A 26,330-nucleotide genomic window follows, 5' to 3' on the forward strand; every position below is an offset into this window, starting at 1 on the left:
GACAATGACCAGGAACGTAAACCCGGAAATTCTCGCGGACCTTCAGGAGCGGATCGACCAGATTGCGGGCGGGTCCGCGAAAAAGCGGCCGCATCTCCCGTTCGGAGTAGACGAGATCGACGCTCGCCTACCAGGCGGCGGGCTTGCCTATGGCTGCACCCATGAAATTGCAGGGGGTGGAGCGGACGCAGTGACCGGCGCGGTTTCGTCCCTTTTCGCGGCGGGTATCGCCGCCAGGACGAAAGGGCCGATCATCTGGTGTCTGCATCGATCGGACATTTTCGCGCCGGCGCTTCAACAGGTCGGGCTCGATATGGGCCGCGTGATCTTTGTCGAGACCGACAAAGAAGAGACGGTTTTGGAGAACGCCGAAGAGGCCCTTCGCTTCGGTGGCATTGGCGCTGTGATCGCGGAAACAGTACGCCTGCCCATGGTGGCATCGCGACGCCTTCAGCTCGCCGCTGAGCAGACCGGTACGCTTGGCCTAATCGTCCGGCGCTGGCGCCGGCAAACCGAAGCAACCGATTACGGCCAACCGACCGCATCCGTGACGCGCTGGCGCGTGTCGTCGATGCCATCTGAGCCGCTTCCGGTTCCAGGGCTCGGCCGGCCACGTTGGCTGATCGAGCTGATGCGATCGCGAGCGGGTGAGGCGTTTGATGTCGAAGTAGGGGCCTGCGACGAGGCGGGGCGTATGGCAAGCATCGATCGGCATCAGAACGACTGGCCGGAATGGAGAATGGCGCAATGACGAGGCCGCGGCTGAAGGATTATCGCGCGGAAAAGATCGATATGGATTGCCGGCGCTGCGATCGGTACGGCGTCTATGACCGCAAAGCTCTGGTGAAGAAGTTCGGGGCGTCGATCGAGTTTGTCGAGATCCGCCGTCGACTTGCGATTGGCTGTGATCGGCGCGGATCCGACAAATGCGAAGCACGCTTCCCTTGCCTTTTGGACCGCGGCGTGCTCATTGAGCCGAGATAGTAGAAAGCGTGAGGCGCGTTTCTCCAGGCTTAAATAGCGCGTTTTCCGAAAAAACGCCGTCAATTGGTCCACAAGGGTCACGTTCATGGACTACTTTAGGTCCATATATGGACGCCGCGAAATTAGAATAACCTGCTGTTTTTAAAAATGAATTTACCACATCCTTTTCGACGTTCTGCAAAACTGTCTCTAGATAAGATCGTTGGAGAAAGCTTATTTTTTGGCACGATAAAATTTCGGAGCCAGAAAAATGGAAGCGGTTATCGAGTTAGTAAAAATCATTGCGGGCCTTTCGCCTGATAAATTCATGCCAATTGTGAGCTTGAGTGGCATCGCACTCGCGGCATTCGCGATCTATGTGATTCAGAAAGGGAGGGGGTAATGAAGTCACGTCGGTTGGAGTGGGTAAAATTTCCCACACATTGGATCGAGGCCAAAGGGCTGAAATCGATGAAGTGGTCTGCGGGCGTAGGGTCAGCCAACATTGCGGCCTTGCTGGCCTATATTGCGCTCTCACATCAGCTGGAAGGTGATGTTGAAGTGCTAGGCTCTAGGCCTTCCGAAGAATGGGGGCGGGTTCGGATGACTTATGACGCGCTGACCACCGCGACGTCGATCAGTCGGACGAAACTTTCGCAAGGATTGCAGGTACTCGAGCAGTTCGACTTGATTAAACGAGATCGCCGCTCACAGAGTACATACGATATTTGTGGTTATGATCCCTTTCAAAGCTGGGCGAAGCTTCCATGCCGGTTCTTGTATCGCGGCGATGTAATCACTGCTTTTCGCGACTTCCAGCTGAGGAAGGCTATAGAGCTGCACGCGTTGAAGATGTACCTTCTTCTTGTGTCGCGAAGAGACCGGCGTTCTAACCTCGTCAACATCAGCTACAATACGATCATGGAATATGCTGGGATCCCGCGTCAAAACATCCGCCCTGCAATAAACGTCCTCTTATATGCGGGGCTAGTTCATATTGAGAAGGTACAGAGCTGGGACCACGACGGCGTTGCCAACGCGTATCGCTTGGCACACGTTGATTCGTATATCCATCCCGCAACTACCTTCGGCACTGAAGCACCGGATATAACTGATTACGAAATATCAGTTTAGCAGTTGCCTTAAAGTGGGAACAGGACATTTAACGGACCCAACGGCTCACGAAAATAACAATGGCCCCTAAGGCGAAGACAGGCAGAGAATAGGCCAGTGCCGAAGGATATTTCCACGGCCAGGTCGGGATATTGCTGCAGCCGCCTGCCCCAGAAAGGCCGCAGGCCAGCCCTGAGACAAAATACCAGAAGCCAGCTGCGAATACGCAGATGGTCATTCCTGAAAAGAGAAAGACGCGCCTCATGGCGCGACAATATCCGAGAGGCTGAAGAAAGATAGAGCCGCCCTCAATGGGGCGGCTCGGCGGCAATCAGCGCTTCGAAAGCTGCCTCTTCCTCGGCTAGCTTTGCCTCGGCCCTCGCGATCTCGGCTGCGATTTCGCGGCGCTCGGCCTGGTCGATAGATGCTGTAAGTTCGGCACGCAGTTCCTGGATGTGATCGTAAGTGGTCATCGTCAGCTCCTTTGAATGAAAACAAAGGTCGCCAACCGATAAGGGAGGGGCTGGGTCAATGACGGCCAAAGGCCGCCTCCGGGGCGTGGGGGAACCGATTTCGTTGCGCAGCGGCGAAATTGGCGGGACCGCGCATCATTGACGCAGGTCTTTCCGTTCGGTGTAATTGGGCCATGTTGAGAGAGATAAAACCTCTCCGTATTCCGCCCTCTTATCTTCGATCTGCTATGACCATCACGCGCCAGACCCTTCGATATCATGCCGCCCCCAGCCGGGTTTATGCCGACACATGGACTGTGATCGACATCTTCACCGGCCTTCCGATCGTCGTTGGGGGCATCGTCATGGACTGCCTTTCGGCCGAACACGTCAACGAAATGGTCGATGAGCTGAACTACGAGGATCTGGATATGCGCGGCAAACTTCGGCCCGACGCCTGACCATGACGCTATTCTACCGCTCCTATCTGATCACTTTCGGGATTCTGCTCGGCGCAATCGCGGGCTTCGTCATCTATCTTGATCAAACCGGCGCGATCGCGCTGCATTGGGGCTTCACGGCGCTGGCTGCTATTGCCGTCGTCGCTGGCTTGATCCTCTTCCTGACGGGCGCGATCGGGAAGCCGGCGACGGTGGACCGATGGGCTGACAGTGCATCTTGCAACGCCGAAGGCACGGCTTACGTGGCGCTGCTGGCCCTGCCGGTCTACGGGCTTCTTTGGTTCTTCAGCGGGAGCGACCGGACTTCCACAAGACCTATTACCGAAATGCGAAGAAAACGGGCAAAGCGGCGTAGGCCATAAGTCGTTTAGGCGTTAGGATTCAATGTGCTTCCAGCTTTGCACGCAGATCCCGGAGTTCCTGTCTTTCGCGAGCAGATTTATACAACTCGCTTAGTAGGAGATCGGGTTGGAAAGGCTTGTGCACAAGGTAGCCGATTGGCCGCGGCTCTCTAAGGAGGAGGTCGTGATGAGCCGTGACAATGATGATGTCACAATCGATAGTCTCTGAAATCTCTATGAGCATCTGCTTCCCGTCGGTCCCATCCTTGAATTGGATTTCCGACACAACGAAATCGGGAGCATGGCGCACCGCAAGTTCGAGTCCTTCGGCACCATTTTTCGCGACACCCACAACCTTGAAACCAGCGTCGATAAGCAGATTTTCGAGATCGAGCGCGATGAGCGGTTCGTCGTCGATGATCAAAACACGCCCCGATCCAGTCAGCTTCTCAAGCTTACCTCGCGCAACAGCTGTTTCTGCCTGTTGTTTTGCCAGCTTCTCGGCAAGCTCTCGTAGTTCCCGGTCCTGATTTTCTATTCGGGCTTCAGCGTTTTCCAGTATGGTCCTTTCAACGAGAGACCGCCCTGGTAGTAAGTCGAGGACCTTCGGCAGCTGCTGCTTCCACCTTTCACGCTTCTCGTCCCAAGTCTGGGGCGAACGGAACTCAAGGCTTCCCTCCGTCAAAGCATGAACGATAAGTTCGCGAAGCTTCAATAACCCTTCGGGTTTTGTGATCTCCCACGACTGGGTTAGGCCCAACGTTCGAGTAACGTCGGTGTAGTCGACCGGAGGGATTACGATCGGAAGTGCCTGATGAGAGCGAACCCAAGTTGCCCCAAGCTCCATAAGACAAAAAGGCCGTTCCAAATAGGCAGCTGACATGAGAATGATCACCAACGCCGGCTCATCAATCTTGTTTTTGATGTACTGGTTGAAGTCGGAAGCGAACGGGATATCGTGGCCTCCTAGACTGGAGCAGAAAATTGTCCGCTCCGGCACCCCTACCGCCTCTTTGAGGAAATCAACAAGTAGGCGAGCTAACGCCTGATCGGCCGTAGCATGACTGATGAATATCGTTGGCATGTTCGCTCCGCGCACTTTTTCGTCGCGGAAAATAACGTTGTTCCCGATTCGATTTCTACACAGATTTAGTGCCGAGTTGCCGAAAGATCCTGGTCGACCTCGGATAGAAGCCTCACAGCTTCAAGCACGGTTGCGGCCGCGCCTTCGAGATCGTCGGCGATCACGGCATGATCGCGCTCGATGCGTTCGCCCAGCTGGTCCATATCCTGCCAGCGATCGTAGGCAACAGCGCGTGAGGCCAGCGCCCTGAACCGCAACGCCTTGCTTAATTCCTGAAGAACCGCGTCACGCTCAGAGGCGTCCATATCTGAAAATACCTTGCGGCTCTGACCGCGCAGCTCCTGTGCCATACGCTCCACTCCTTGGCCAACTCCAGTGAAACAACTCAGCGCTGACACGGGTTCCGTCACATTATTCATGGTTTCTAATGTATTAATGCGAGATTGACTATAATTCCTATGGAACAATGACATATCGCTCCGCAGGGATATGTCCTGCACATGAGCAAACATGATGATTGGCTTAAAGCTGCAGAAGATGCCTGCAGCTATCGACGCATGTACGCGTTGGCCTTGGAAATTTCGATCGAAACCATCGATCCGCAACTGAAGGCGGCTGCGGATGGGGTGGTGGAAGTCTTGAAGGATGTCGTTGGCTTAGCTCTTGCGAGCTCGGACATCCTAAAGGAAGCGCGGCGGCGCTTTACAGTCCTAACAAACGCCTTAGCCGGCGCTCCTGAAATGGAACAGTTTGTCACCTCTGCTGGTTCTCCTGCGGAACAGGTAGAGGAGCTGTTATGTCAAATTCTGGAAAAGGTCGCGAGCAGGACCGCGCACGAGTTGCCGGCAATCAGGACCATGAGGTCCGATATGAAGCCGACAAGGAGGGCGTCTCCAAGGGGATGGTGAAGGACACCATCAAGGAAGTCGGCAATAGCCGGGAGAAGGTCGAGAACGAGCTGGATCGTAAAAAGTGAGACATCATGTCCGTTCACCCCCTCGAATTCCTTTCACTTGCGTCGAGCCAGATGGTGCGCAGCGCAGTCAGACAACAGTCCGGCTACCAGCCGCCAGAGAGTGATGGCGCGTTTGCGCTCCTGCTCGATCGATTGGCCCAAGCGGAAAATGGCCTGGGCCGTACCGATATCAGGGCAACCAGCCCTTGCCGGGAAAGTGAATAGTGCTCATATGCGGGTAAGCGGTTGCGCCCACTGTCCCCCGGGCGCCAGCTGTTCCCCTCTGGAGGTTTCGACCTTCCAATTTTAAGGGCCGCGATCTCGCCGGCCCTTTTTTCTTACAACGAATTGACCAGCGGCTTCTTCGTATCGGTCCCGTCGTAGCGCGACGAGTTAACGTCTCGGCCGACGCGGTGAAACACCAGGTCATCATCAATCTGGTGATCGAGCAACAGTGCTTTGGCGTCCTTTCCCTGAAGGTCAGTATCAAGCCAGTCGTCGTAGCTACTCTGGTCGAGGATCACTGGCATCCTCGTATGGATATGCGCGATGTGCTGAACGGCCGGCGCGGTGATTATGGTACAGCTGGTTACGCCAAGCTTTTCGTTGTGCGCCCAGAGGCCGGCAAAGGAGAACCCTTTGCCTTCCGGCATCTGCAGCAGCCATGGGTCTTTTTTGCCGTCCTCGGCATTCGTCGTCCATTCGAAATACCCATCAGCCGGGATGAGACAGCGCTTCGACTTGAACGGTTCACGGAACGCGCCAGAGGTATCGACAGTCTCGATGCGGGCATTGAACATCGTCGCCTTCGGCATTTCCTTGGCGAAGAACGGCACGAGCCACCACCGGCCGTAATCGACCTCAAGCGCGCCGGTCTTGTCCTTATGGGCAAAATAAACGCTCTGCGTGGGCGCGATGTTGTATTGGGGCGGCATGTTGGATGGTGGCGGGGCAGCGTTGTGGATGCTGTAGAGCGCGTGGATCTCTGCCCAGGTCATTTCATTGGTAAACCGTCCGCACATTCGGTCTCTCCTTTTTGAGCTGGAACGATATGTCAAAATCTCTGTTCCGTCGAAAAAACGAACGGTGTTGGTATGGCGCGATACTACTTTCAAATCCGAAACAATGGTTTGCTCGAAGAAGATCAGGAAGGAACAGAACTAGCCTCAGACGACGCAGCACAACTTGAGGCAATAGCAGGCGCGCGAGAGGTCGTTGCAGATCGGGTGAAACGGGGCGAGACGATCGGAACCGATGCGTTCGAGGTCGTGAATGAGCGTGGCGAGTTGATCCACACGCTACCGCTCCGGTCGGTTCTAAAGTTGACCTGAGCATAAAGCATGGAACGATGTCACGGCCGACGTGTTGAATCCGCAAGCGGGTCGATGAGCGACCGAAGATGGACCTACCCGGCGTGATGACCTGATGGCGATTTGCAGACGCTCCACCGCTGCAATGAAGGAGATAAGAACATGAGTTCGACAACCGACAAGATTTCCGGCAAGGCTAACGAGCTGACCGGCAAGGCCAAGCAGGCCGTTGGTGACGCGACCGACAATCGCAGCATGGAATCCAAGGGCGCAGCCCAGGAAGCCAAAGGCGATGCGCAGCAGGCTAAGGGCCATGCGAAAGACGGCGTGAAGAGTGTCGTCGACAAGGCCTAGCAGCTAATGTGCCTCCCAGCACGGACCCTGGCCCGCTCAGTGAGCGGGCCTTTTTCGTGAAGATCCCAACAATTCATCAATCGCGGCTTTAGCTCGCTCCAGGCAAACCTCCGGCCCTTCTAGCCGTGACGCCTCTGGCCGACCTGCGGGAAAGGACATCACAGCGTTTCCGCCGGGCGGCGTCACCACAGCAAAATGGTCACCCGGACTGTAGATGGCGATCCGGTGGTTTTTGTAATGTTCAATATGGGCTGGCATATCGTTCCACCTGCAAATCTGCACATTGCTCTCAGAGAGAAATCGCATGATTTTTGTCTTCCGATCTAGGAGGACGAACCATGATTGACGCGAATCCATACCGCGAGGACGACCCCGATCTTCTCGAAAATACGAACTTGCCGAAGAGTTTCGTCAGGCGTCTACGCAATGCCTACTATACTAGGTTGTCAGACTTTGACGAGCTGACCGACATTCAGATGTTGCGTGAGCCCGGAATCAGCAAGCGGATAATAAAGGCCGTAAGGACTGAACGGCAACTTGCGCAAGGCGTATTGGCTTATGGTCCGCCACAGGAAGAGGTTATGGTGAAACCGGCTTTCGATGAGAACTTTCACCTCTCTGAGGCCGGTCATTTTATAGCGACCGCAGCAATGTATGTTCGATCGGCTCGAATTATACGGGAAAGCGAGCGATGGGATTATCAATCCTCAATGCTCGCACGTCCGACACTTCATTTGCTATCGCACGCCATAGAGATGCTTCTCAAATTCCCTTTGATCTATGCAGGAAACACGCTCGAACAGGTGAAAAAGAACTACGGCCATCGATTGATCGATCTTTGGCGCGAGGACGAGAACCGACATATTCGAGAAACGGTCAAAGCGCACGCCCAGAAGCATTGGACCTACGCCCGCGACAGCGGCAAATGGCCGAATGATGACTTTTCACCTAATCCCGTCGAGGTCGTTGACAAAGCCCTCCTGCAACTCGGTCGCCTTAGCACCAAGGATACATCGTTTGCGCTCAAATATATCTACCCTGAAAAAGAGCCCGCACCGCGATCGGCGTTCTTGATTGACGTGTTCGGTGACACGATCGAGGACGGGGTGGGCAATCCTCGATCTCTTCTTCAGGGGTTGACGCTCGAACAAGATCTCGATCCAAGGTGATCTTTCTCGCCCACTGGTTCAATAGGGTTGCTCCTCTGCGCCTAGCCAATTAGAGTTGTCGTTTCATATAATGCGCCTAGCTCGTTAGCTAGGCCCATTGGACTATACTCACGCTGGCCCCTCAGAGCCCGATAATGTTGGCGCAGTGACATCGCGCAATCGAGGCAACGGATTTCTGTTCCACCTCGATCAATCAGGCGCGCATGTGCCACTTGCTCGGGACTGAGCGCATCTGGCGGCTCGAATCAGAAGCCATTGATCTTTAGTGGCGGCCTAGTTCGACCGAAATCACTGTCCTGACACAGCCGAACATAAAGATCCCTTTGCGGCTTCGTCCACAACCCAGAGAAAGCAATTAACGTCGCGTTAACCAACCGACGGTAACAATTTTCCCGTGCAAGCTACCCTACGCACAATTACGTCCAGCTTTTGAATGCCACTTAAATCTCATATTGCGGATTGTTTTGAATGTCTGTCATCTCTCGCATCATGGCTATCAAAACAAGGGGCCACGTTAATGCTTCCGCCAAAGGTGCGAAGCACTTTCGCCATCAGGGTATCGTGATAAAGCGCCAAGCGAACGCCCGCCAGCGCTTGGCCATCCTAATCGGCGCATTCGCCGTGATGTTCGTGGTAATCGGAGGTCGGTTGATCCAGTATGGGATCGCCAACCCTATTGTAACTGGGTCTATACCTCCCCAAAACGCGGTAGCCTCGAGACCGGACATCATCGACCGTAATGGCGAGCTTCTTGCTACTGATCTTAACATGGTCTCCTTATATGCGGACCCACGCAAAATCGTCGATCCCGACGAGGTAGTAGAAAAGCTAGCGGCCGTTATCCCCAATCTCGACTGGGGTGACACACATAAGAAGCTTCGTTCCAAGACTGCCTTCCAATGGCTTCGGCGCCAACTAACCCCTCGTCAGCAGGCGGACATCTTGGCCCTCGGCATTCCGGGCGTAGGCTTCCGTCCCGAAAAGCGCCGGTTTTATCCTGGCGGGGTCACCGCTTCCCATATCGTAGGTCATGTGAACGTCGACAACCAAGGCCTCGCAGGCATGGAAAGATATCTGGACCAACAAGGCTTTTCCGACCTGCGTGATGCAGGCATGACGAGCAATATCCCGCTCGAGCCGGTTAAGCTGTCGATCGACGTTCGCGTGCAAAGCATTGTTCGCGATATCGTCCAGAATGCTATGACGAACTACAAGGCTGAGGCTGCGGGCGCGGTTATCATCGATGTGGAAACTGGCGAGATCCTCGCGATGGCGTCCGTCCCGGATTACGATCCGAACCAGCCGTCACGCACCCTTGCCGATGGTAGTATTGATAAAGAATACGAGAAGGGTTGGTTCAACCGCATCAGCAACGCGACGTTTGAAATGGGATCGACCTTCAAGAGCTTCACGCTTGCCATGGGCTTGGACGAGGGAAAAATCAATCTGAACTCGGTCGTGGACGCCTCAAGGCCTATTCGCATGGGCGGCTTTACCATTAAGGATTTCAAGGGCAAGAACCGCCCTTTGTCCATTCCTGAAGTTTTCCAGTATTCGTCAAATATAGGCACAGCCGCGGTCGCTGACCGAGTCGGGATCGAGGGTCATCAACAATTCCTGACCAAGCTCGGCCTTCTCAGCAAAGTTGAGACAGAAATGCCCGGCGTAGCTATTCCGACGCAACCCCGCGTCTGGAAGAAGATCAATTCGGTTACCATCTCGTTCGGGCATGGTGTCGCTACTACCCCGCTACAAACCGCCGTTGCGGCCGCTGCGCTGATGAACGGCGGCGACCTTATTCCACCGACATTTCTCACCCGCTCGAAGGATCAAGCAGATGGGATCAAAAAGAAGGTCATCAGGGACCAAACCAGCGCTGACATGCGTTATCTTTACAACTGGAATGGTTTGAAAGGTTCGGGCCGAAGCGCTCAGGTCGAAGGCTTCCATGTCGGAGGCAAGACCGGAACAGCTGATAAGGTCATCAACGGTCGTTACGCCAAAGACATAAATTTCAACGCCTTTGTTGCCGCATTCCCTATGGATAAACCCCGATACGTAGCGCTTTCGATAATCGATGCGCCGATCTCAGGCGAGCATGGGGGCCGCACGGCAGCCTCGACGGCCGCTCCCATGATGAAGCAGATCATTGGCAGAACGGCTGCGCTCTTAGGCGTTACGCCGAGGTTCGGCTCTCCTGACGCCCAGAGCCTACTTGTAAATTATTGACGGCCAAGCTCAGATGCGGGTCAGCCTCTACGCGCGCAATACGCTCCAGTTCGGTTGCGAGAAGGCTTGTCCCCGCCAAGCTCAGTACAGATTCCGGGTGGAATTGCATCGCTGAAAAGAAATCACCTCGCAGGGCGTGAACCTGACCGGTTGTTACATCGCGAGCCACACTGACTGACATGCCGGCCGTGCAGAAGGAATCAAACGAGCAGCGAGCCGCGAAAGTATTGTAAAACCCTACCACTGCGCTGCGTCCGAAGTAGTCAATCTCGCGCTGCACGCCTTGGTTCGGGTGGGGCAACCTCTCGACTTTTAATCCCAGATACGCGGCTAGGATCTGATGGCTAAGGCAAACTGCCAAGAACGGCGTTCTGTCCGCGATGCACCTGGTCAAAGCGTGTTTCATGTGGACCACGCGTGAATCTCGGTCATCCAACGGATTTCCAGGACCGGGCCCCAAAAGCACAAGGTCGGATTGCTCGTAACCGGTCCTCCATTGACTGGCAGGAAGCACTTGAGGTTCCAGTCCTAGTGCTTGCAACTGGTGGGCCAACATTCGTGTGAAATCGTCTTCCGCATCGAGGACAAGAATTCGCTTTCGTGCCAATCTAGTGGACTGTAGTCGGGCACCACCAGACAACCAAAAGCTAGCTACTCGGTTATTCCTCTCCCGTAGCGCGGCTTGTATCCGGGCGTCATGACCGATCGTATTTCGTGCTGCTCCGAGAAAAGCGTTGAGCAAGCCATTTGCTTTCGCTGTCGTCTCCGCAGCCTCAGCCATCGGATCGGAGTGGCGAACGATCGTAGATCCGACCGAAATTTTTACGCGTCCACCGGGAGCAATATCGGCGGTCCTGATTAAGATCGCCGAGTCCAGCGCTTCTTCGCCAGCCTCATCTACGCCCAACAGCGCGGTAACTCCGGCGTAATAGCCGCGTCCTTTTGGCTCATATTTGGCGATCACCCTGCAGGCGTTCTTGATGGGACTACCTGTGACAGTGGGCGCCAGCAACGTGTCACGCAAGAGCGTCGATGCTCCGGCTCGCGTGTTTCCCTCGATATAGTACTCTGTATGAGCGAGCTTCGACATCTCCTTGAAATAGGGGCCTTTAAGCCGCCCCCCTGTCTCACAGAAGCGGCCGAACATCTTAAGCTCTTCATCCGCAACCATGAAAAGTTCGTCAGTTTCTTTTGGGTCGTTGAGGAAGTCGAGGGCTTGATCGACTTGGGGACCGCTTGCGGGATAACGATATGTCCCGCTGATCGGGTTCATCGTCGCCACTCCGCCGATCAAAGTTATCTGCTGTTCCGGACTAGCCCCAATAAATGCACGACCTTCGAGCCAGATCATAAATGTCCAGTACGCCCCCGACTCCTTGGCCAGGAGCTCACTAAACAGCGAGAGCGCGTGGGCTTTGGAAAAGCCTTCGATGTCTGCGTAGAGGGAGCGCGACAAAACGAAATTGGACCCTTCCCCCCGGCCGATCTCGTCATCAATTATTTTCTGAGCTGTTGCCGCGTAGGCTTCATCGCTGAGGTCGAAGCCTATTCCACGAAGGTCCACGGGAACTTTGGGTATCCGAGCCACGGTTTCCGCGACGGACAGCACTTCGTGATGCGAGATTTCAATTGCCTGCAAGGCTTCGCCGTCATCTTGATAATCGAACCCTACTTCGCGGACCTGTCTGTAGGGGATCATGACCAGGTACTTCAGCAGAGGTGTGCTCGCCGACAGATGCGAAGTTGCCGAGATTTCTTCCAATTTGGAGAAGGAAACGCCATGGCCGGACACGACATCGACCGCTAAATCACTATCGGGCGACTTGCGCCTGGCAATCAGCGCGAAAGACGCGCTTGATCTTGTGTCTATAAGCTTTTGTAAAAGTGTCGACTGCATGATCAACCTCTCTATGAAATCATCCGCTCAACAGTTGAATCGAAATTCTGCGTAACAGCGTCGGCTGAACAGGCGTTATCACCCCCGATCCCTTTGCCCACGAGGACAGATTGTCTATTACGAGCTGCCACATGGCTTCGCGTGTCCGTGTGGTTGCCGATGCCACGTGCGGTTGAAGGACCACATTTTCCAAGCTCAAGAAGGCTGGATTGATTGCGGGCTCATGAGCGAAAACATCGAGACCCGCTCCTTTGATCGACCCACTGCTCAATGCTGCGAGCAACGAAGCCTCGCAGACCACACTCCCACGCGAGACGTTGATCACGTATCCATTTTCGCCGACCGCACTGAGTATGGAAGCGTCAACCAATTTGTCGGTCGAAGGACCGCCCGGTATTGCCAGCACAAGTATGTCTACGTCTCTCGCGATCGAAAGGAGCGAGCTATGATAGAGGAAAGGCAATTCTGGCTGAGGATTGCGCCCATGGTAGGAGATTTCGACGTTGAACGCAGTTAGTCGACGCGCAACCGCCTTTCCGATCGCGCCCATACCGACAATACCAACCTTCTTTCCCTGCAAGCTCTCTCCAGTCAGCGGATACGGCCTTGAAGACCAAAGCCCCTGACGGACGAATGCATCGGCAGCTGGTATTTGCCGAAGCGTAGCGATCATGAGGCCAACGGAGAAGTCGGCAACGTCTTCGGCGTGAACCTTGGGCGTGTTGGTGACCGTAATTCCACGTCTCCAGGCAGCCTCGACATCTATGCGGTCATAACCCGCTCCAAAGCCGACGATCACCTCCACAGCCGGCATCTGATGAAGCAAATTGGCGTCTATGGTTCTATTACCGGAAGTGTCGGAACCGGAGATTATAGCACGGGTCTCATGACCGGAGGCCAGCTGAGAAGATAGGCAAAACTGACCCCCAAGCCTGTCCTTTACCCAAGGCGGAACATCATCTGCGACGAATACCTCTATCTTTCGCTTCTTCATGCGAACCGCTCCGCCGAGTAGGGCGTTGGATCTGTAAAAGGTCTCAGGCCCTTGACCATTTGCGCCAACAGGCGTCCGGATGCTGCTGCAAGCGTCAGACCGTGATGGGCATGTCCAAAGGCGAACCATAATCCACGCCGATGGGGGCTTTCCCCGATTACAGGCAGCATGTCAGGTAAGCAGGGTCGGCTTCCGACCCACGGAACTGCCTCGATCTGCTCCCCAAGCGGAAAGAACCTTCTCGCTAAAGGGATAACGCGGGCGAGTTGGACATTCGACGCGGCAGCATCACGAGCGGCGAACTCTACGCCGGTATTGAGGCGGATGCCTTCCTCCATGGGAGAAAGGCTGTATCCGCCGTCAGCATCTGATGTCGAATGATGAAGCTGGGCTCCCGGCTGCGCATTGAAATGCACCGCATAACCGCGTTTGACAAAGAGAGGGATTTTAATCCCGAATTTTCGTAATAGATCATCTGCCCATGGCCCCAGGCAGACAATAACCTTATCCGCGGTAACCCAACCGTTCTCCGTCTTCACTGAATATCTCCCGTCCGGATCGAGTGTCAAAGACGTCGCATCCGCCTTGACGAAGTGACCGCCGTTTTTGAGAAAGAGCCGGAAGTAGGCCTCAGTGAGCTTCAGGGGGCTGGAAAGACTAAGCTGATCAATCAGCCGAACCGCTCCGACCGGTCTAGCAAGAAGGTGAGGTTCGAGACTGAGAATTTGTGCCGGGGATAGAATGTCTGCGCTGACACCATGACTTTTGAGGCCACCGATCTTTGCTACGTAATCCTTGAACGAAACCTCGTTTGTGAAAACACGCGTCCAGCCCTTGGGACTGAATTGCTCAGATACGCCGGCCAGTTCAGCCAATTCCATGTGTGCATCGACACTCGCGGCGAATAAGGGAATATTCGCTGTCATGGTACGTCGCGCGGATGCCGGCGCGCTCTTATGCCAGTATTTAACCAAGGCTGGGGCTAGGTGCCCCAGGGCTGAGGTTTGGTAGACGCAGTCGCGCCGACGGTTAGAAGCGTATCCAAGGATCGACCGGACATCTCTTGGGAAGAGGATAGGCGAAAAGCCGTCCGGCTGAATTAGTCCAGCATTGCCGTATGAAGTTTTAAGACCGGGAGATGCCTCCCGATCGATCAGCGTCACTTGGAAGCCTTCACGTTGAAGCTGAAGCGCGTTGCACAACCCCACAATTCCTGCCCCAAGCACTGCGATTTCAGTCTTTTCGCTCATAACGCCTCGACGTAATGGACCAATATCTGCCGGCCTGTCCTCAGGCAGCGGACGCGGCGAGCCATTTCGCTGCACGCTTTTCACTCAGGAACGACCTGAGGGTTTCTGTTGCAGGTCTCTCATCGTACAGAATCTGGAAGACACACTCGGCAAGTGGCATCTCTATGCCGGCAATTTCAGCGAGCTTTCTACTGGCAAAGACGGCGTTAACGCCTTCGGCGGTTTCGTTTGCTGCATCTAGCGCCGCAAGAAGATCAGGGAGCTTTGCTCCATTGGCGATATCCACCCCGATCATGTGATTTCGAGAGTGCTTACTTGTCGAGGAAAGGAACACCTCTCCTATATCAGCGAGACCGCCTGAACTATCGGGCCTCGCACCCAGCCTCTTTGCCAGGGCCTGGATTTCGGAAAGCCCAAGTGAGATAATATAGGAGCGTGCGTTGTCTCCAAGGTTGATTGCCAGTCCGGCTGCGATCGCGACGATGTTCTTGACGACACTCAGCGCCTCGATCCCCTTCAGATCGGTGCTACCGAATACCTTGAGCGATTGACTTTCGAGGTGGTTACGGCCCACGTTTATGGCATCGACATCCTCAGCTGCCACCAGAATAGCAGTCGGCGCGTCGTCCATGATATCGGTCGTGATGTTCGGGCCAGATATGATCCCGACTCGATTACTTCTCAGCTCTTCACGTATGACGCCCGACATGAAGCGATATGTCTCGATCTCTACGCCTTTCGTCGCCGATAACATCACCGAGTTTCCCTCGAAGCTGTCGCGTGCGAGGCGGGCTGTCTCCGCTACACTCCCGGACTTTACCGCCATAATCACCAAGCCAGCTCCGTTTAAAGCCTGCTCAATGCTTTCGGTTGCGGACAGCTCATGAGGAAGCCCGTAGGATGTGAAATGAAGCGGGTGCCTATGCTCTTTATTTATTGAGGCAACGACTTCTGGTCTCTTCGACCACAAAACCGTGTGGATTTCATTTTTGGCGATGCGTGCCGCAAGCGCGGTTGCCATCGTGCCGTCCCCAAGGACAACAGCATGTTGTTTCATGACAATGCCTATCCGTTGCCCCAGCTCCTGCAGGAGCGTGGTAGCTAAACGCCTGTTTTGTGGAGAGCCAGTGAGACCACCCCGCAGGGGTGGTCTCAGCGCAAATCACGCAACGTCAAACTGCAACCGGTTATCCTGAAGGGCCGGCGTTTTGTTGCTGTAGACGTCGTAGTAAGCACGAAGTTTGCGTCTCAGCCACTCATTGTCAGACATGCAAACCAGGACATCCGGCGGCGGCGTGATCGTCCCGTGCAGGTCGTTGAGGGCATCCTGATATTTCGTCGTCAGGAGATCAGCAATGCGCGCCGGCCAACGGGTAGAAACACGCCACTCCGCCTCAAATCCCACAGCCAGGGCGTGCTCAACAGCGGTCGCAATGATCGCGTCCCTTCGTCCGCTTTGTATCGGCGCCCGAACCGGCGCAAAGGAGTCGAACAGTGGGTCGTGCTTTCCATCGATGAGCGCGTCAGCCACGCGATCGGCCAAGAAAGGCGACTGATGGAACCCGTCGCGGTAAGTTCCTGTCAGCATCCAGATACGGCTATCCGGAATAGCGCCGATCAGTGGGAAACCATCAACCGGAACTGGCCTGTTGCCGACGTTGACGGCTAGCACCCCGCTAGTACCAAAGCCAGCGTGCATCTGTCGCATTGCCCGTTCAAGCAGAGCATGCAAATCCGGAACATGCGCAAAAACTTGGGGCTTTTCCTGAATTTTGTTCGTCGCACCAACGTATATTCCATCTTCGCGAGGTACCGCGTGAAGACCGCACGCAAACGCACGATTCGGCGTCCGTATGACACTGGGCGGCGGGGGTACGACGCCGTGGCTCAAGAGAACAGATGCCCCGTACCCGCTTGTTACTGGCGGAACATATGGTCCAACGTCTGGCAGTGCTGAAGCCAGAAGCTCATGGCTGAGCGCCCCAGCTGCAAGCACAAGGTGTTCCCCAACAACGCTTTTACCGTCGCCAAATTCAACAGATGCGACCGAAGTCGCCCCCTTTGAAATGACATTCTCAACCGTACCGTCAATCAGTATACCACCGGCATTTACGAACGCCTTTTCTAGCGTTCTCATGTAAACCGGGGTTATGATCGAATGCTCATCAGGAATGTGGAGGCCCTGGAATGGGCGATTGCCACCCTGCGCGGTTACCCAAGGAACTTCATGACCTTCGAGCTGCTGAAAGCTGCGACCGTACTTGGTAAGGGCTTCCCGAATTGCCACGAAATTTTCTGTATCGACAGCGTCTGTACCACCGCCATTCAAAATAATTGTTGTGCCATCTTTCCGTCGAAGGGCGTGGCTTTCGCCGGCCATGCTTACGATTTCATCGCACCAACTGTCCCATACGTCCGTAGCTGCGATATCGAGCTCTAACTTCTGCCGACCATGGGAGCTCGACAGGAGGTCGCGCGTGACTTCACCGAAGGTTCCATTCATTGCGCCTGCAGCCTGGGAGGCGCTGAAGCGTCTTGTTGAAGGGCCGATCACGGCAACCCGCTGGCGACGTTGCGTGAGGCGAAATCCGAGCGCCAACCCCAGGGCGCCATTTCCGACAATCACAGTATCAAAAATTGCCACATCATTCATAAGCCTTGGAACTCCATAAATATTGCTTGAACCTAGCGTCACCCCCGCAAGCGGAGGGGAAACTGAGCGGTATCTGCGCCAAATCGGTTCTCCGCAGCTATGCCCGCGGAGCTCATTCACCATGCTTTAGAGAAGTGGAGCCTCCCCATATTTAAGTTTGCATCGCATCATAGGTGTACGATTTCGGTTTGCGACGCAAGCGCGAAAATACTACTTTTGATTGGTGAGTTGGAATTTTTGATATTGCCATTCCGAAAGAAATGATCAAAGCTTATGTTCAACCGGCGCGATTACGTCGTACGATCATCTCTTCGCAACTCACCTAAGGAGATGCGAACGCGATGACACCGGAATTCGCGTTATGGATAAATATTTGTATTTATATCAACATGTTATCGGATCGCATTGATGGTGGTGATATCAAATAACGCGGACCTTGCCTCCGCAAAGATTTGCGAGATAGCGAGCCGTTTCAATCTCGATCATATTCTAAATAACACCAAAGGTAGCAACCGGTCCCTGAGAACGGTCCTAGACCAGTTCCCGGTAATTACAAAGCAGGGTTTAGTACAATTCCGCGAAGATAACGCTGAAAGCTATCTCGAAGAGGCGCTGCTGTTTGCGGAAACCTCAGGCACCACTGGGGTCCCACTGCAAATTCCTCGAACCAAATTCGATCTTGTCAGCGGTGTAGCAAATTACTGGCTTGCCTATAAAAGATATCTCAGTCCAGGGCGTGATCGAGTGGCATTTTTCCACCCGTCATTTCTAAGCCCACTCAGAGATCTTACCGTGAGGACTTTACAGGATCACGACATCGGAATCATGACGGTATTTCCGATACCGAACCTGTACACCTACGACAGAATTCATGCCGCGTTGGTTAACAACAGGGTAACAACATTGATGAGCTCTCCTTCGAGCATTCATCAAATCCTCTACAACTTTTATATGCTCGGCCTAACTTTCCCTTCGTCCATAGAGCGGATCTTTGTGACTGGAGAGTATTTCAGCCGCAGCCAAGCCAACAACATTAAGCGCTTGATTGGCCGCGATCTTGAAATTGTGCCTATCGTGTATGGTGCCAACGAGATCGGCATGATGATGTACGGCGATGCTGATTTAACCTATCAGGGTTTCACGGCCGATTTTGTGTTTGAGAGCGTCCCAATCCCAGATTATTCAGAGCATATCTCAGCTCTGCCTCTCGGTGCGCATCTAGGCGAGTTATTGGTAACGAGTCTGACGCGCTCCGCTATGCCTATAATCAGGTACGCAACAAAGGATCTTTTCGTCTTCACACCTGCTGTCAACGGCTCGTGGCGCTTCAATCATGTAGGTAGATCCGAAAACCTTCCGCTAAACTTGCGGACACGGAATTTGATCGATGATGCGATGTACTCTCTCGATCATCCAGTTTTCCATTTCAAAATCCAACTTTCGACAGAGGGGTCGGGACTTGCGGTTCAGGTCCTTCAGTCAGAGAAGGGCGCAAACTCGGTTTCTTCAATCATTGAAAGACTGGGGCAGATCGTCCCCGATCAACCGATAGCGATTGAGAACGAATATGCTGGCGGTTTCCGTCTTGGAGAATGCGTATCCAAGATCAGTCGTTTTGCTGTCGCCGCTTGCCCTTGAGATGGTCGCGCGAGCTTCGTCAATTAGGAGGATATGATGACTACTCGCACTGGTGAAATGCATCTTGGCGCATTCCTTTATTTAACCGGTCATCACGTTGCTGCATGGCGACACCCTATGACATGGGCCGGGGACACCTTCTCCCACTATGCCGATTTCACTAGGAAAGCCGAAGCTGCAAAGTTTGATGCGATTTTTATAGCCGACATCGCCGCTGTTAGATTGGATAAAGCTGAGGCCGCTGCTCACTCAGCCCATAGTGGTATCTCACATTTTGAGCCGCTGACCCTGCTTTCCGCACTTGCGGTCGTAACACAACGCATCGGCCTGATCGGTACAGGCTCAACATCCTTTAACGATCCCTACAATTTGGCGCGCCAGTTTGCCTCGCTTGACCATCTTAGCAATGGACGTGTCGGCTGGAACGCTGTGACCTCATCCGATCCTAATGCAGCCCCCAACTTCGGGCATGCACAGCACATAGAACATTCGGACCGATACCAACGAGCAGAAGAATTCGCTGACGTCGTGCTGAAACTGTGGGACAGTTTTGACGATGATGCCTTCACTCGTAACCGTGAAACCGGTGAATATTTCGATCTCGGGAAAATGCATGCAGCTAATCATAAAGGCACCCATTTTTCTGTTGCCGGCCCGTTGAATATCCCTCGCTCTAGTCAGGGCCGCCCTGTCGTAGTTCAAGCTGGCTCATCCGACGCTGGAAAAGACCTGGCAGCCCGGACCGCCGAAGTGGTTTTCACCGTTCAGTCGACTCTTGATGGTGCGCGAAGCTTTTACAGTGACGTAAAGTCGAGGGCTGCCGCATACGGGCGAAATCCAGAAAAAATAAAGATAATGCCTGGGCTTCTCCCGATAGTCGGAAAGACACGCGAAGAAGCGCAAGGCAAATATGATGAACTCCAGTCTCTTATATCACCTGAGGTTGGATTAAGCCTCTTGGAAGGACTGGCCGGTCGAACAATTAAACTCTCAGATTTTCCACTGGATGGTCCACTACCGGAACTGCCACCGACAAGTTTTCAAAAAAGCAGGCAAGCTGTTGTACTAGAGGTCGCCCGTCGAGAAAATCTCACTATCCGGCAACTTTATCTTCGACTAGCTGGGTCAAGAGGTCATTTGACTGTGATCGGAACGGCTCAAGACGTCGCCGATCAAATGCAAGCATGGTTCGAAGACCGTGGTGCTGACGGTTTCAACGTGATGCCTGCCACCATCCCAGGGGGTCTGGACGACTTCGCTGAGCTTGTCATTCCTGAGCTTCAACGCCGAAAGCTGTTCCGGGTAGACTATCAAGGCGAAACGTTACGCGATCACCTCGGGCTTGACTTCCCGGAGCCAATAAGAGCGTCAAGAAAAATATCGGCCTAAGCCGGAAAACCGTTCTGCAGTAGAAGTTGGGTAATTTCCGCCGAACCATCAAGTATCCTCATTCTGGCCCGTTCAGAGCACGGTAAAGCGTTGCTCGATGAACACCGAACAGCCGCGCGATCGAGGTGACAGATTTCTGTTCTGCCTCGATCAGCTGCCGGGCATGTGCGACCTGTTCCGGACTTAGCGCGTTTGGCGGTCCGAAACGAACACCGCGGGCTTTCGCAGCCGCTCGCCCGACGCTTGTTCGGTCCAGGATCAACGAGCGCTCGAAATCCGCTATGCCGGCGAAAACAGTCATGATCATCTTCCCGGCAGGGGAAGTCGTGTCGGCCCAGGGCTCGGCCAAAGAGCGAAGGCCGGCTTCCTTCTCTTTGATCCGATCAACGATATGGAGTAGGTCGCTTGTCGATCGAGCCAGACGATCAAGCCGGGTGACGTTAACAACGTCACCTGGTCGAAGGTGATCGAGCATTTTTGCTAACTCCGGCCTGTCTTTTCGAACCCCTGATACCTTCTCCTCAAACACCCGCTTGCATCCGGCAGCCAGCAGGGCGGCGCGCTGTTGTTCGAGATCCTGCCCTTGTGTCGAAACTCGCGCGTAAGCGATGTGCATATGCTGTCCCCTTGTCGCAAATCATGTCGCAAATCATTTAGCATTTGCGACAGACTTATGCGACACCGAAAACCGTTGAACTGCCGCTCATCGCCATAGTGTCGCATTACTTAGGAATTATGCGACACCATGCCGCCGATTCATAAGGCGACAACCTCAGCGGCAATCACATCATGAAAGCCATTGGACGATAAGCACAGCCGCAACCTGTACCGTTACATGAAACGCCACTGCGGCAAGAAGATTCACAAGAGATGAAATGGCCATTCGAACTGGGCCTCCATATGAGAGACCTCGGGCTCACCAGCGCTGGCCCTGAAGCGGGCCGGCAGACCCGAGGTCAAACTCGGATGAAGACATGAAGCGAGCGTTGGCGGCCGGTGTTGCATCCGCTCGACAACAATAAGATGGGTGCAGCGAAGCTGCCTCGCAATACCCTGTGAATGAACCAACCTCAGAAAAAATCAACGTAATGAGAGGGGAGAAAGGCGCTTAGCCCTCTCTCCCCCACAAGCACTAAACCGGTCTCCCCATGCTTCGGCCTTCGGCCTGCAGCACTGCTGCGCTGCCCTGCGGGTGGGTGATCCCCCTCCGGTTTAGCGCTTGTCCCCCTCTCTCCAACTGTTCCGCACGAGCTCGGGAGCAGGACCGGGTCCTGCCCTCCCTTCGATTTGGGAGGTCAAGCGGCCATGGCCGTTTGCTGAGCAAAGGGACAAAAGATGAGAGAAACGAACGATCCAGGCACATCACTGGTGGAAAAGATGGAACGCCATCTAGCAGCGCAACGGGTGACGACGAGGGTTGTGAGGGAGTGGGATGAACGTCGTGCCTCTGAAGAGGTGAATGCCGTTCTCTACGCGGGTGCCATATCAACCGCTTCCCAAGCGGAAAGGGAAGCCCGCCTCTCGATCGTGTTGCATGAGCCGTCAGATCGAGCGGAACAGGATCGGAAGCTTGAGTACCTGGCCGCGTTCATTCTATCGACGCGGGGGCCGCTGGATCCCATGGAAATGGAAATGATAGAGCGAATTGCTGACCGCCAGATGTGAAAGAGGGGGCCAAAGCCCCCCTCACACATCAATAGTTGGTCGCCACCCATTCACCAGAAGCAGACTGACTATAGCCGATCACTCGGTTGATGGGCTGTGCGGCCGGAGTGAACTTGATCGCGGTCACACAGGAAACACCTGGGCCTGGCGAGCTTTTGTCGCAGTCACCCAAGTTGATGGTAAGTTGATGTTCGGCTCCGCGTGTTCTCATCGGGTTAGAAGAATACGCTTTCCGATATGCGGCCAACGCTTCAGCCTCGCTCGGCACGACAAGCGCCGGAGGAGGGGGAGGAGGAGGCAATAAAGACGGGTCCGCTGCGATAGCCGCCACGATCTCATCTTGCGTCGGTGCGCGAACCTGCGGTTCAGCTTCAGGCATGAACACATAAGTTCCACCGGCACCAGCGATGATGCCGGCTCCAGTCGCAAGAACAACAATAATGTTCTGGTTCATCAATCAGGGCTACAGGTTGAGGTTAAACCAATGGCTCTGCTTAACGCCTTGATCGTTCGGGATGTCAAAACGATAAGGGTCTTTACGCAGCGGACGGGGCTGCGACACCTGAACCATGCAGCTGTCGTTATTATCGTTATTTCCACCGAGGCTGCGAACTGTGACGTTGGTGCGTTCGTTTTCACGAGTGTTGCCGTACAACGTACGGAATTCTGCGCGGTTGCGGCATTGATTTACGGTTTTGGTGCACATGTTTCCACCACCAAGGCCACCTAGCCGGCGACCACCATTCCCGTCGTCAGAATTGGATACCTGAAACCCGGCAGGGCAATCCTCATAAGGCTCGTAGGCGGGTTTCCCGGCTTTTGCCTCGTGGCAAATCGGCCACGAAAAACCTGGCTTCTTCATAGCCGAAATCAGTTTTTTCATAGGCGGAACGCAGTACGCAACACCCTGCCAAGAGGGGCTGGATGACGCCGCGCATAGCAGAACCTGGCATCCCCACGATGCATCTTGAGCCTTGACTGATGGAGCCATTGCAAGGGCCGCAACTGTCGCGGCGGCGAAATACATTGCTTTCATATCGGGTGTCCCTCTCAATCGATCATGCGGAAATCGCCGGCTCGACCACGGCAGTCTGGGCCGGAATAGGAAGCTGTGGTTCGCGATAGGCGGCGAAGATCAATGCCGCGACGACAGTGCAGGCGGCGAACCACAAAATGCCCACGCGATAGAGCAATGGTCGGTTCGGGATATCCCTGCACACGGCAGCAAAAGCGAAGAAGCCTACGAGATAGCTGTCGAAAGCCAGATGTCTCGGTTCGTGGTAGATCACCGAGACGACGAGGAACGCGAGTGCAACCGGGGCATGGATCCACCACACCCGCTCGCACGGAATGATCAAGGCGAGCGAAAAAGGGATGACGAGCAATAGCCCTGCCAATGGATCGGTAGCGATCGAATTCGCAATATGGGCGAGATCCGGCAACTATCGGTCTATCCTCTTCGGCTTGTTTCTGGCATCAGCGAATGGTGGTGAGATTTCGCTTCGACGTTCGGCAAGAAGCACAAAATCTGCCATGGGTCGGCGGTTGACTGTTTTATCTACCGCCTTCCGGCGCCACTCGTTCATATCGAGAACGTAAGTGCCCCACATGCCATAGCGGGCAGCCATCGCGTCTGTTTGCAGATCAAGATAGCGCTGGCTGGCATAGGGGCTGTCAACGCGTGCCCAACCAACCCGGAGCATTTCAGCAGCGATGTCGCGTCCTTTGACCGTACATTGTGCGAGCGGAATGCCATCATTGCCATAAACGAGTGTCGTGCATTCGGTCACTCTGTTGCCGATCGTGCGCTTCAGCCACGCTTTTGCAAGCGGCCCACACGGCACAGGCATTGGCGATTTTGTCTTGTCACGATCCGACCACTCCGGATCATACCCCCACTGCGGAAGCTCGCAGGCGTCGACATTCGCAAGTCTGACTTTGTATCCTCTTCCAAGAGTCCCGTACCAAACTGTGCGACCATCGAGAACCGTGACAACGCCTTTGAAGATAGGCAGTCGAACAGGTGCGACCTCGGTGCGAGCTGCACTCTGGGAGTTCCAATATTGAAGGTCAGCAGCCATTGCGGGGGATGCGAGGCCAGCAATCAGGGTCGCTATTGTGATGGTTTTCTTCATTGGGCTGCCTTCTGCGCGCGCTGATTTGCTTCGCGGCTCAGCGCGATCGACGGATGCTGCACGTCCTTGAACTGCCAAAGACCGGCTTTATTCTGCTGCGCCATCTGCTCAGCGACAGAATATGGAACGTGATACGGGAGACCGTCGGTCTTCAATGCTGCAAAGGCGTAACCGCTGCTCACCAGAACTTGGGCCAGGTCAAGGCGCTGGTTTCCTACGGTGGCGTAGCAGATCACATAAGAGATGTTGTTGGTCTTCGCGACGGGCGCGCAAATCGGCTTCGTATCTTTGATATACGCCGCGAGAACAGCTAGAGACGCCTCACCGCAATCCTTCTGGTTGCCATGAGCGTCCGTATAGTTCGTTCCACGCAAGCACGACTGGATGCCGTACAAACGGAAGCGTTCGCCGTTTGAAACCCAGGTATCACCGGTTTCGAGCGTGATACCCGGCTGAAGATCAAAATAGCCTTCCGGGGCCGCCAGCGATGAGGTCGGCAGCAAGGCCGCGATAACTAACGCGACCTTTCTCATTGAGCCTTGACCCGAGGATCGGCCCACATGCCAAAGTTCCCTTTTACACCGATCTGCTCGGCCTCTTGAAGATCGGGGCGCTCAAACGAACCGTCCTGCTTCTTAGTGAGGCGAACAGCACCGAGAGAGAGAAGCTGCTCTTCCAAGTTATCGACACTGTCCAGTGAGCCGGGGTAATTATAGTAGCCGTAGCACGTTGCGTTCTGCGTCGGGGCACTTTGCTCACTCAGAAAGGCTCGGCAAAACAAAACCTTTGGGCTTTGCAACATAGTCTGTAGCTGCGTCACTCCGAAATCTTCGCAGGTGCCGGCATAATCTTCCTGCCGGTTAACGAGATCCCCTTTGCACGGCTGTATACCGTAGAGATGCAGGGTGGTTTTCTCGTCCACTTTGAAGTCCGTGGGCGAAACAGCCTTGAAGCCGGTGGCCGTAGCAAAGCCCTTCCGGTTCACGGCTTTACCACCGCCGTCATAATACTCGACTACAAGAACGGTCTTGCCCGGAGAGGCGAGGGACCGAATGTAATCCTTGTTGATTGCGGGAGCCGCAAACGCCTGTGTTGCCAATACGCAACTAGCGAGTGCGGTAAGGATGGTCCTATTCATGTTTCTAGCCCTAACCATCTTGGTACACCGGGATTCCCTTGCAAAAGGGGGTTTATCACTGGTTCGAAAACTTGTAAGTCTGAACCAAATCGGTATCTTGCAGACACCAACTTAATCGGTTTTCGTTGCAATCACAACACCGTTGGTCAGGTGGGGACGATGTTAAAAAGGGCTAGGATTACAAGCTTTCGCAGCAAGAAAGCCTTGGTTGGATCGGCGCTTCTCTCGCTGTATGCGTCGCACCACGCCTATACCCAAGATGGGGGTATAAATACCCAATCTCTCAACAATACCAACGTTTCCACACAATCCGAGCAAGCGGTACTTGCAACGAATTTTGCGGCCAGATGGGGTGACGAACCAAGCGCGACAAAAGAATTCGTGCTTGGCAGAGATGGAGTTGTGAAGGATGCTCGGGCCGCCGAAACGGCCGAAAACCCGCAACGGCTCAACAATTCGAATGTATCTAAAATTGGCGCAGAGACGAGCGCCTATTTTCACGTCATCGAGGAGGAGGAGGCTCCTCCGGTTACCGGCCGACCAACCGGTTCACTTAGCCAAATTGGGGTAGTAGGACCAGACGACCAGCAGATTTCCGGCGTCGCCAAATGCGGCCCGTCGCCGCTATCGCCCGACGAAATCAAAGCTTTGGTTGTATCGACAGCCAAAAGGCATGGCGTCGACGAGGCCTTTGCAACGGCGATTGCCTGGGCGGAGAGCAGGTTCGATCAGGACCGCAATTCACCCAAGGGCGCTCGCGGTCCTATGCAGTTGATCCCCGGCACAGCCGAACGGTTCCGTGTTGCCGATGTCTGTGATCCTGCACAGAACATCGAAGGTGGTGTGAAGTATCTGCGCTTCCTTCTTGATGAGTTCCAGAACCCGTTGCTTGTGGCGGCTGCATACAACAGCGGAGAGAACCGAATTTACGAATATGGCGGCGTGCCTCCGTTCCAAGAGACGGTCGGCTATGTCGCAAAAGTAGTCAATTTTCAGCTTGGCCTTCCAATGCCCTCGGGCAAGCGGAAAGCCGGAAATGTCGTTCGCGATGTAGCGGCGACCAATTCAGACGGCGGTGCTGGGGTCATCGCTGTGCAGAAGTCCGGCAAGTTTGTCGGCGGCGTGATGCATTTCTAAGGA

Annotated in this window: 30 protein-coding genes; 13 read left to right on the forward strand and 17 right to left on the reverse strand. The window is 54.5% G+C overall.

Annotated elements, in window-relative coordinates; all coding sequences use genetic code 11:
• Positions 1–4: 4 nt before the first annotated feature.
• The gene (locus tag CFBP5499_RS28585; protein ID WP_080831113.1) at positions 5–751 is read left to right on the forward strand and encodes an ImuA family protein; all 747 of its coding nucleotides are present in this window, start codon (positions 5–7) and stop codon (positions 749–751) included.
• Here the strand turns inward: CFBP5499_RS28585 and CFBP5499_RS30860 are convergent.
• On the reverse strand, positions 715–1,071 hold the full coding sequence (locus CFBP5499_RS30860) for a hypothetical protein (protein ID WP_158523337.1): 357 nt from the start codon (positions 1,069–1,071) through the stop codon (positions 715–717). The two genes, CFBP5499_RS28585 and CFBP5499_RS30860, sit on opposite strands and share 37 nt — an antisense overlap.
• A 294-nt stretch (positions 1,072–1,365) precedes the next feature.
• Between CFBP5499_RS30860 and CFBP5499_RS28595 the strand changes: the two genes are divergently transcribed.
• Positions 1,366–2,097, forward strand: coding sequence for a hypothetical protein (locus tag CFBP5499_RS28595; RefSeq protein WP_080831117.1), 732 nt, complete (start codon positions 1,366–1,368; stop codon positions 2,095–2,097).
• 287 nt (positions 2,098–2,384) lie between these two features.
• On the opposite strand, the gene CFBP5499_RS30290 is transcribed toward CFBP5499_RS28595, so the two are convergent.
• Entirely contained in the window at positions 2,385–2,549 is a 165-nt protein-coding gene (locus CFBP5499_RS30290; protein WP_175416946.1) for a hypothetical protein, read from the reverse strand.
• Between the two features lie 227 nt (positions 2,550–2,776).
• Between CFBP5499_RS30290 and CFBP5499_RS28600 the strand changes: the two genes are divergently transcribed.
• Complete coding sequence (locus tag CFBP5499_RS28600; protein ID WP_080831119.1) at positions 2,777–2,989, forward strand: hypothetical protein; 213 nt, start codon at positions 2,777–2,779, stop codon at positions 2,987–2,989.
• A gap of 2 nt (positions 2,990–2,991) precedes the next feature.
• Positions 2,992–3,351 carry a hypothetical protein gene (locus CFBP5499_RS28605; protein ID WP_080831121.1) on the forward strand — a complete coding sequence of 120 codons (360 nt, stop codon included), beginning with the start codon at positions 2,992–2,994 and terminating at the stop codon, positions 3,349–3,351.
• 19 nt (positions 3,352–3,370) lie between these two features.
• On the opposite strand, the gene CFBP5499_RS28610 is transcribed toward CFBP5499_RS28605, so the two are convergent.
• Together CFBP5499_RS28610 and CFBP5499_RS28615 are read right to left on the reverse strand one after the other, a co-directional pair.
• Complete coding sequence (locus CFBP5499_RS28610; RefSeq protein ID WP_080831123.1) at positions 3,371–4,414, reverse strand: response regulator; 1,044 nt, start codon at positions 4,412–4,414, stop codon at positions 3,371–3,373.
• Between the two features lie 65 nt (positions 4,415–4,479).
• Positions 4,480–4,764 (reverse strand): hypothetical protein, encoded by a 285-nt coding sequence (locus CFBP5499_RS28615; protein ID WP_080831124.1) that lies wholly within the window; start codon positions 4,762–4,764, stop codon positions 4,480–4,482.
• Positions 4,765–5,210: 446 nt separating this feature from the next.
• Between CFBP5499_RS28615 and CFBP5499_RS28620 the strand changes: the two genes are divergently transcribed.
• Positions 5,211–5,390, forward strand: a complete 180-nt coding sequence (locus CFBP5499_RS28620) for a DUF3606 domain-containing protein (protein ID WP_080831126.1) — start codon at positions 5,211–5,213, stop codon at positions 5,388–5,390.
• A 317-nt stretch (positions 5,391–5,707) separates the two neighbouring features.
• Here the strand turns inward: CFBP5499_RS28620 and CFBP5499_RS28625 are convergent, their stop codons facing one another.
• Positions 5,708–6,391, reverse strand: coding sequence for an SOS response-associated peptidase (locus CFBP5499_RS28625; protein WP_080831128.1), 684 nt, complete (start codon positions 6,389–6,391; stop codon positions 5,708–5,710).
• Positions 6,392–6,463: 72 nt separating this feature from the next.
• Here CFBP5499_RS28625 and CFBP5499_RS30950 point away from each other — a divergent pair, with 72 nt between their 5' ends.
• The 4 genes from CFBP5499_RS30950 (at position 6,464) to CFBP5499_RS28640 (ending at position 10,431) form a co-directional block, all read left to right on the forward strand.
• Positions 6,464–6,700: a DUF6894 family protein gene (locus tag CFBP5499_RS30950; RefSeq protein WP_080831130.1), complete on the forward strand. Its 237-nt coding sequence runs from the start codon at positions 6,464–6,466 to the stop codon at positions 6,698–6,700.
• A 141-nt stretch (positions 6,701–6,841) separates the two neighbouring features.
• The gene (locus tag CFBP5499_RS28630) at positions 6,842–7,033 is read left to right on the forward strand and encodes a CsbD family protein (protein ID WP_080831131.1); all 192 of its coding nucleotides are present in this window, start codon (positions 6,842–6,844) and stop codon (positions 7,031–7,033) included.
• A gap of 338 nt (positions 7,034–7,371) precedes the next feature.
• Positions 7,372–8,202 (forward strand): hypothetical protein, encoded by an 831-nt coding sequence (locus CFBP5499_RS28635; RefSeq protein ID WP_080831133.1) that lies wholly within the window; start codon positions 7,372–7,374, stop codon positions 8,200–8,202.
• Between the two features lie 468 nt (positions 8,203–8,670).
• Positions 8,671–10,431, forward strand: coding sequence for a peptidoglycan D,D-transpeptidase FtsI family protein (locus CFBP5499_RS28640; protein WP_080831135.1), 1,761 nt, complete (start codon positions 8,671–8,673; stop codon positions 10,429–10,431).
• On the opposite strand, the gene CFBP5499_RS28645 is transcribed toward CFBP5499_RS28640, so the two are convergent.
• The 5 genes from CFBP5499_RS28645 to CFBP5499_RS28665 all read right to left on the reverse strand — a co-directional run bounded on the left by CFBP5499_RS28645 (position 10,379) and on the right by CFBP5499_RS28665 (position 17,225).
• Positions 10,379–12,328 carry an anthranilate synthase family protein gene (locus CFBP5499_RS28645; RefSeq protein WP_080831136.1) on the reverse strand — a complete coding sequence of 650 codons (1,950 nt, stop codon included), beginning with the start codon at positions 12,326–12,328 and terminating at the stop codon, positions 10,379–10,381. The two genes, CFBP5499_RS28640 and CFBP5499_RS28645, sit on opposite strands and share 53 nt — an antisense overlap.
• A gap of 19 nt (positions 12,329–12,347) precedes the next feature.
• Positions 12,348–13,322 carry a 2-hydroxyacid dehydrogenase gene (locus tag CFBP5499_RS28650; protein ID WP_158523338.1) on the reverse strand — a complete coding sequence of 325 codons (975 nt, stop codon included), beginning with the start codon at positions 13,320–13,322 and terminating at the stop codon, positions 12,348–12,350.
• Complete coding sequence (locus CFBP5499_RS28655; RefSeq protein ID WP_080831140.1) at positions 13,319–14,572, reverse strand: NAD(P)/FAD-dependent oxidoreductase; 1,254 nt, start codon at positions 14,570–14,572, stop codon at positions 13,319–13,321. Before CFBP5499_RS28655 ends, CFBP5499_RS28650 begins: the two co-directional genes overlap by 4 nt.
• Positions 14,573–14,612: 40 nt before the next feature.
• Positions 14,613–15,629, reverse strand: a complete 1,017-nt coding sequence (locus tag CFBP5499_RS28660; protein ID WP_080831141.1) for an NAD(P)H-dependent glycerol-3-phosphate dehydrogenase — start codon at positions 15,627–15,629, stop codon at positions 14,613–14,615.
• Positions 15,630–15,734: 105 nt separating this feature from the next.
• Positions 15,735–17,225: an NAD(P)/FAD-dependent oxidoreductase gene (locus CFBP5499_RS28665; RefSeq protein ID WP_158523339.1), complete on the reverse strand. Its 1,491-nt coding sequence runs from the start codon at positions 17,223–17,225 to the stop codon at positions 15,735–15,737.
• A 408-nt stretch (positions 17,226–17,633) separates the two neighbouring features.
• Here CFBP5499_RS28665 and CFBP5499_RS28670 point away from each other — a divergent pair, with 408 nt between their 5' ends.
• Both CFBP5499_RS28670 and CFBP5499_RS28675 read left to right on the forward strand, forming a co-directional pair.
• A complete protein-coding gene (locus tag CFBP5499_RS28670; protein ID WP_080831145.1) occupies positions 17,634–18,863 on the forward strand; it encodes a hypothetical protein in 1,230 nt (409 codons plus the stop codon).
• Between the two features lie 36 nt (positions 18,864–18,899).
• Positions 18,900–20,252, forward strand: a complete 1,353-nt coding sequence (locus CFBP5499_RS28675; RefSeq protein ID WP_080831239.1) for an LLM class flavin-dependent oxidoreductase — start codon at positions 18,900–18,902, stop codon at positions 20,250–20,252.
• Positions 20,253–20,310: 58 nt separating this feature from the next.
• Here CFBP5499_RS28675 and CFBP5499_RS28680 read toward each other — a convergent pair whose 3' ends face one another.
• Positions 20,311–20,868 (reverse strand): recombinase family protein, encoded by a 558-nt coding sequence (locus CFBP5499_RS28680; RefSeq protein ID WP_080831146.1) that lies wholly within the window; start codon positions 20,866–20,868, stop codon positions 20,311–20,313.
• Between the two features lie 719 nt (positions 20,869–21,587).
• Here CFBP5499_RS28680 and CFBP5499_RS28685 point away from each other — a divergent pair.
• Complete coding sequence (locus CFBP5499_RS28685; protein WP_080831148.1) at positions 21,588–21,917, forward strand: hypothetical protein; 330 nt, start codon at positions 21,588–21,590, stop codon at positions 21,915–21,917.
• A gap of 28 nt (positions 21,918–21,945) precedes the next feature.
• Here the strand turns inward: CFBP5499_RS28685 and CFBP5499_RS28690 are convergent, their stop codons facing one another.
• The 6 genes from CFBP5499_RS28690 to CFBP5499_RS28715 are packed head-to-tail and all read right to left on the reverse strand — an operon-like array spanning position 21,946 to position 25,190.
• On the reverse strand, positions 21,946–22,371 hold the full coding sequence (locus CFBP5499_RS28690) for a hypothetical protein (RefSeq protein WP_080831149.1): 426 nt from the start codon (positions 22,369–22,371) through the stop codon (positions 21,946–21,948).
• A gap of 9 nt (positions 22,372–22,380) precedes the next feature.
• Positions 22,381–22,953, reverse strand: coding sequence for a hypothetical protein (locus CFBP5499_RS28695; RefSeq protein ID WP_080831151.1), 573 nt, complete (start codon positions 22,951–22,953; stop codon positions 22,381–22,383).
• A 22-nt stretch (positions 22,954–22,975) separates the two neighbouring features.
• Complete coding sequence (locus tag CFBP5499_RS28700; protein WP_175416947.1) at positions 22,976–23,359, reverse strand: hypothetical protein; 384 nt, start codon at positions 23,357–23,359, stop codon at positions 22,976–22,978.
• Positions 23,360–24,052, reverse strand: coding sequence for a thermonuclease family protein (locus CFBP5499_RS28705; protein ID WP_080831153.1), 693 nt, complete (start codon positions 24,050–24,052; stop codon positions 23,360–23,362).
• Positions 24,049–24,585, reverse strand: a complete 537-nt coding sequence (locus CFBP5499_RS28710; protein WP_080831154.1) for a thermonuclease family protein — start codon at positions 24,583–24,585, stop codon at positions 24,049–24,051. The genes CFBP5499_RS28705 and CFBP5499_RS28710 overlap by 4 nt, the downstream gene beginning before the upstream one ends.
• On the reverse strand, positions 24,582–25,190 hold the full coding sequence (locus CFBP5499_RS28715; protein WP_080831241.1) for a hypothetical protein: 609 nt from the start codon (positions 25,188–25,190) through the stop codon (positions 24,582–24,584). Before CFBP5499_RS28715 ends, CFBP5499_RS28710 begins: the two co-directional genes overlap by 4 nt.
• Before the next feature lie 159 nt (positions 25,191–25,349).
• On the opposite strand from CFBP5499_RS28715, the gene CFBP5499_RS28720 reads away from it, so the two are divergent.
• Positions 25,350–26,327: a lytic transglycosylase domain-containing protein gene (locus CFBP5499_RS28720; protein ID WP_080831156.1), complete on the forward strand. Its 978-nt coding sequence runs from the start codon at positions 25,350–25,352 to the stop codon at positions 26,325–26,327.
• Positions 26,328–26,330: the final 3 nt, after the last annotated feature.

The sequence above is a fragment of the Agrobacterium tumefaciens genome, from assembly GCF_005221325.1.
Lineage (GTDB): Bacteria > Pseudomonadota > Alphaproteobacteria > Rhizobiales > Rhizobiaceae > Agrobacterium.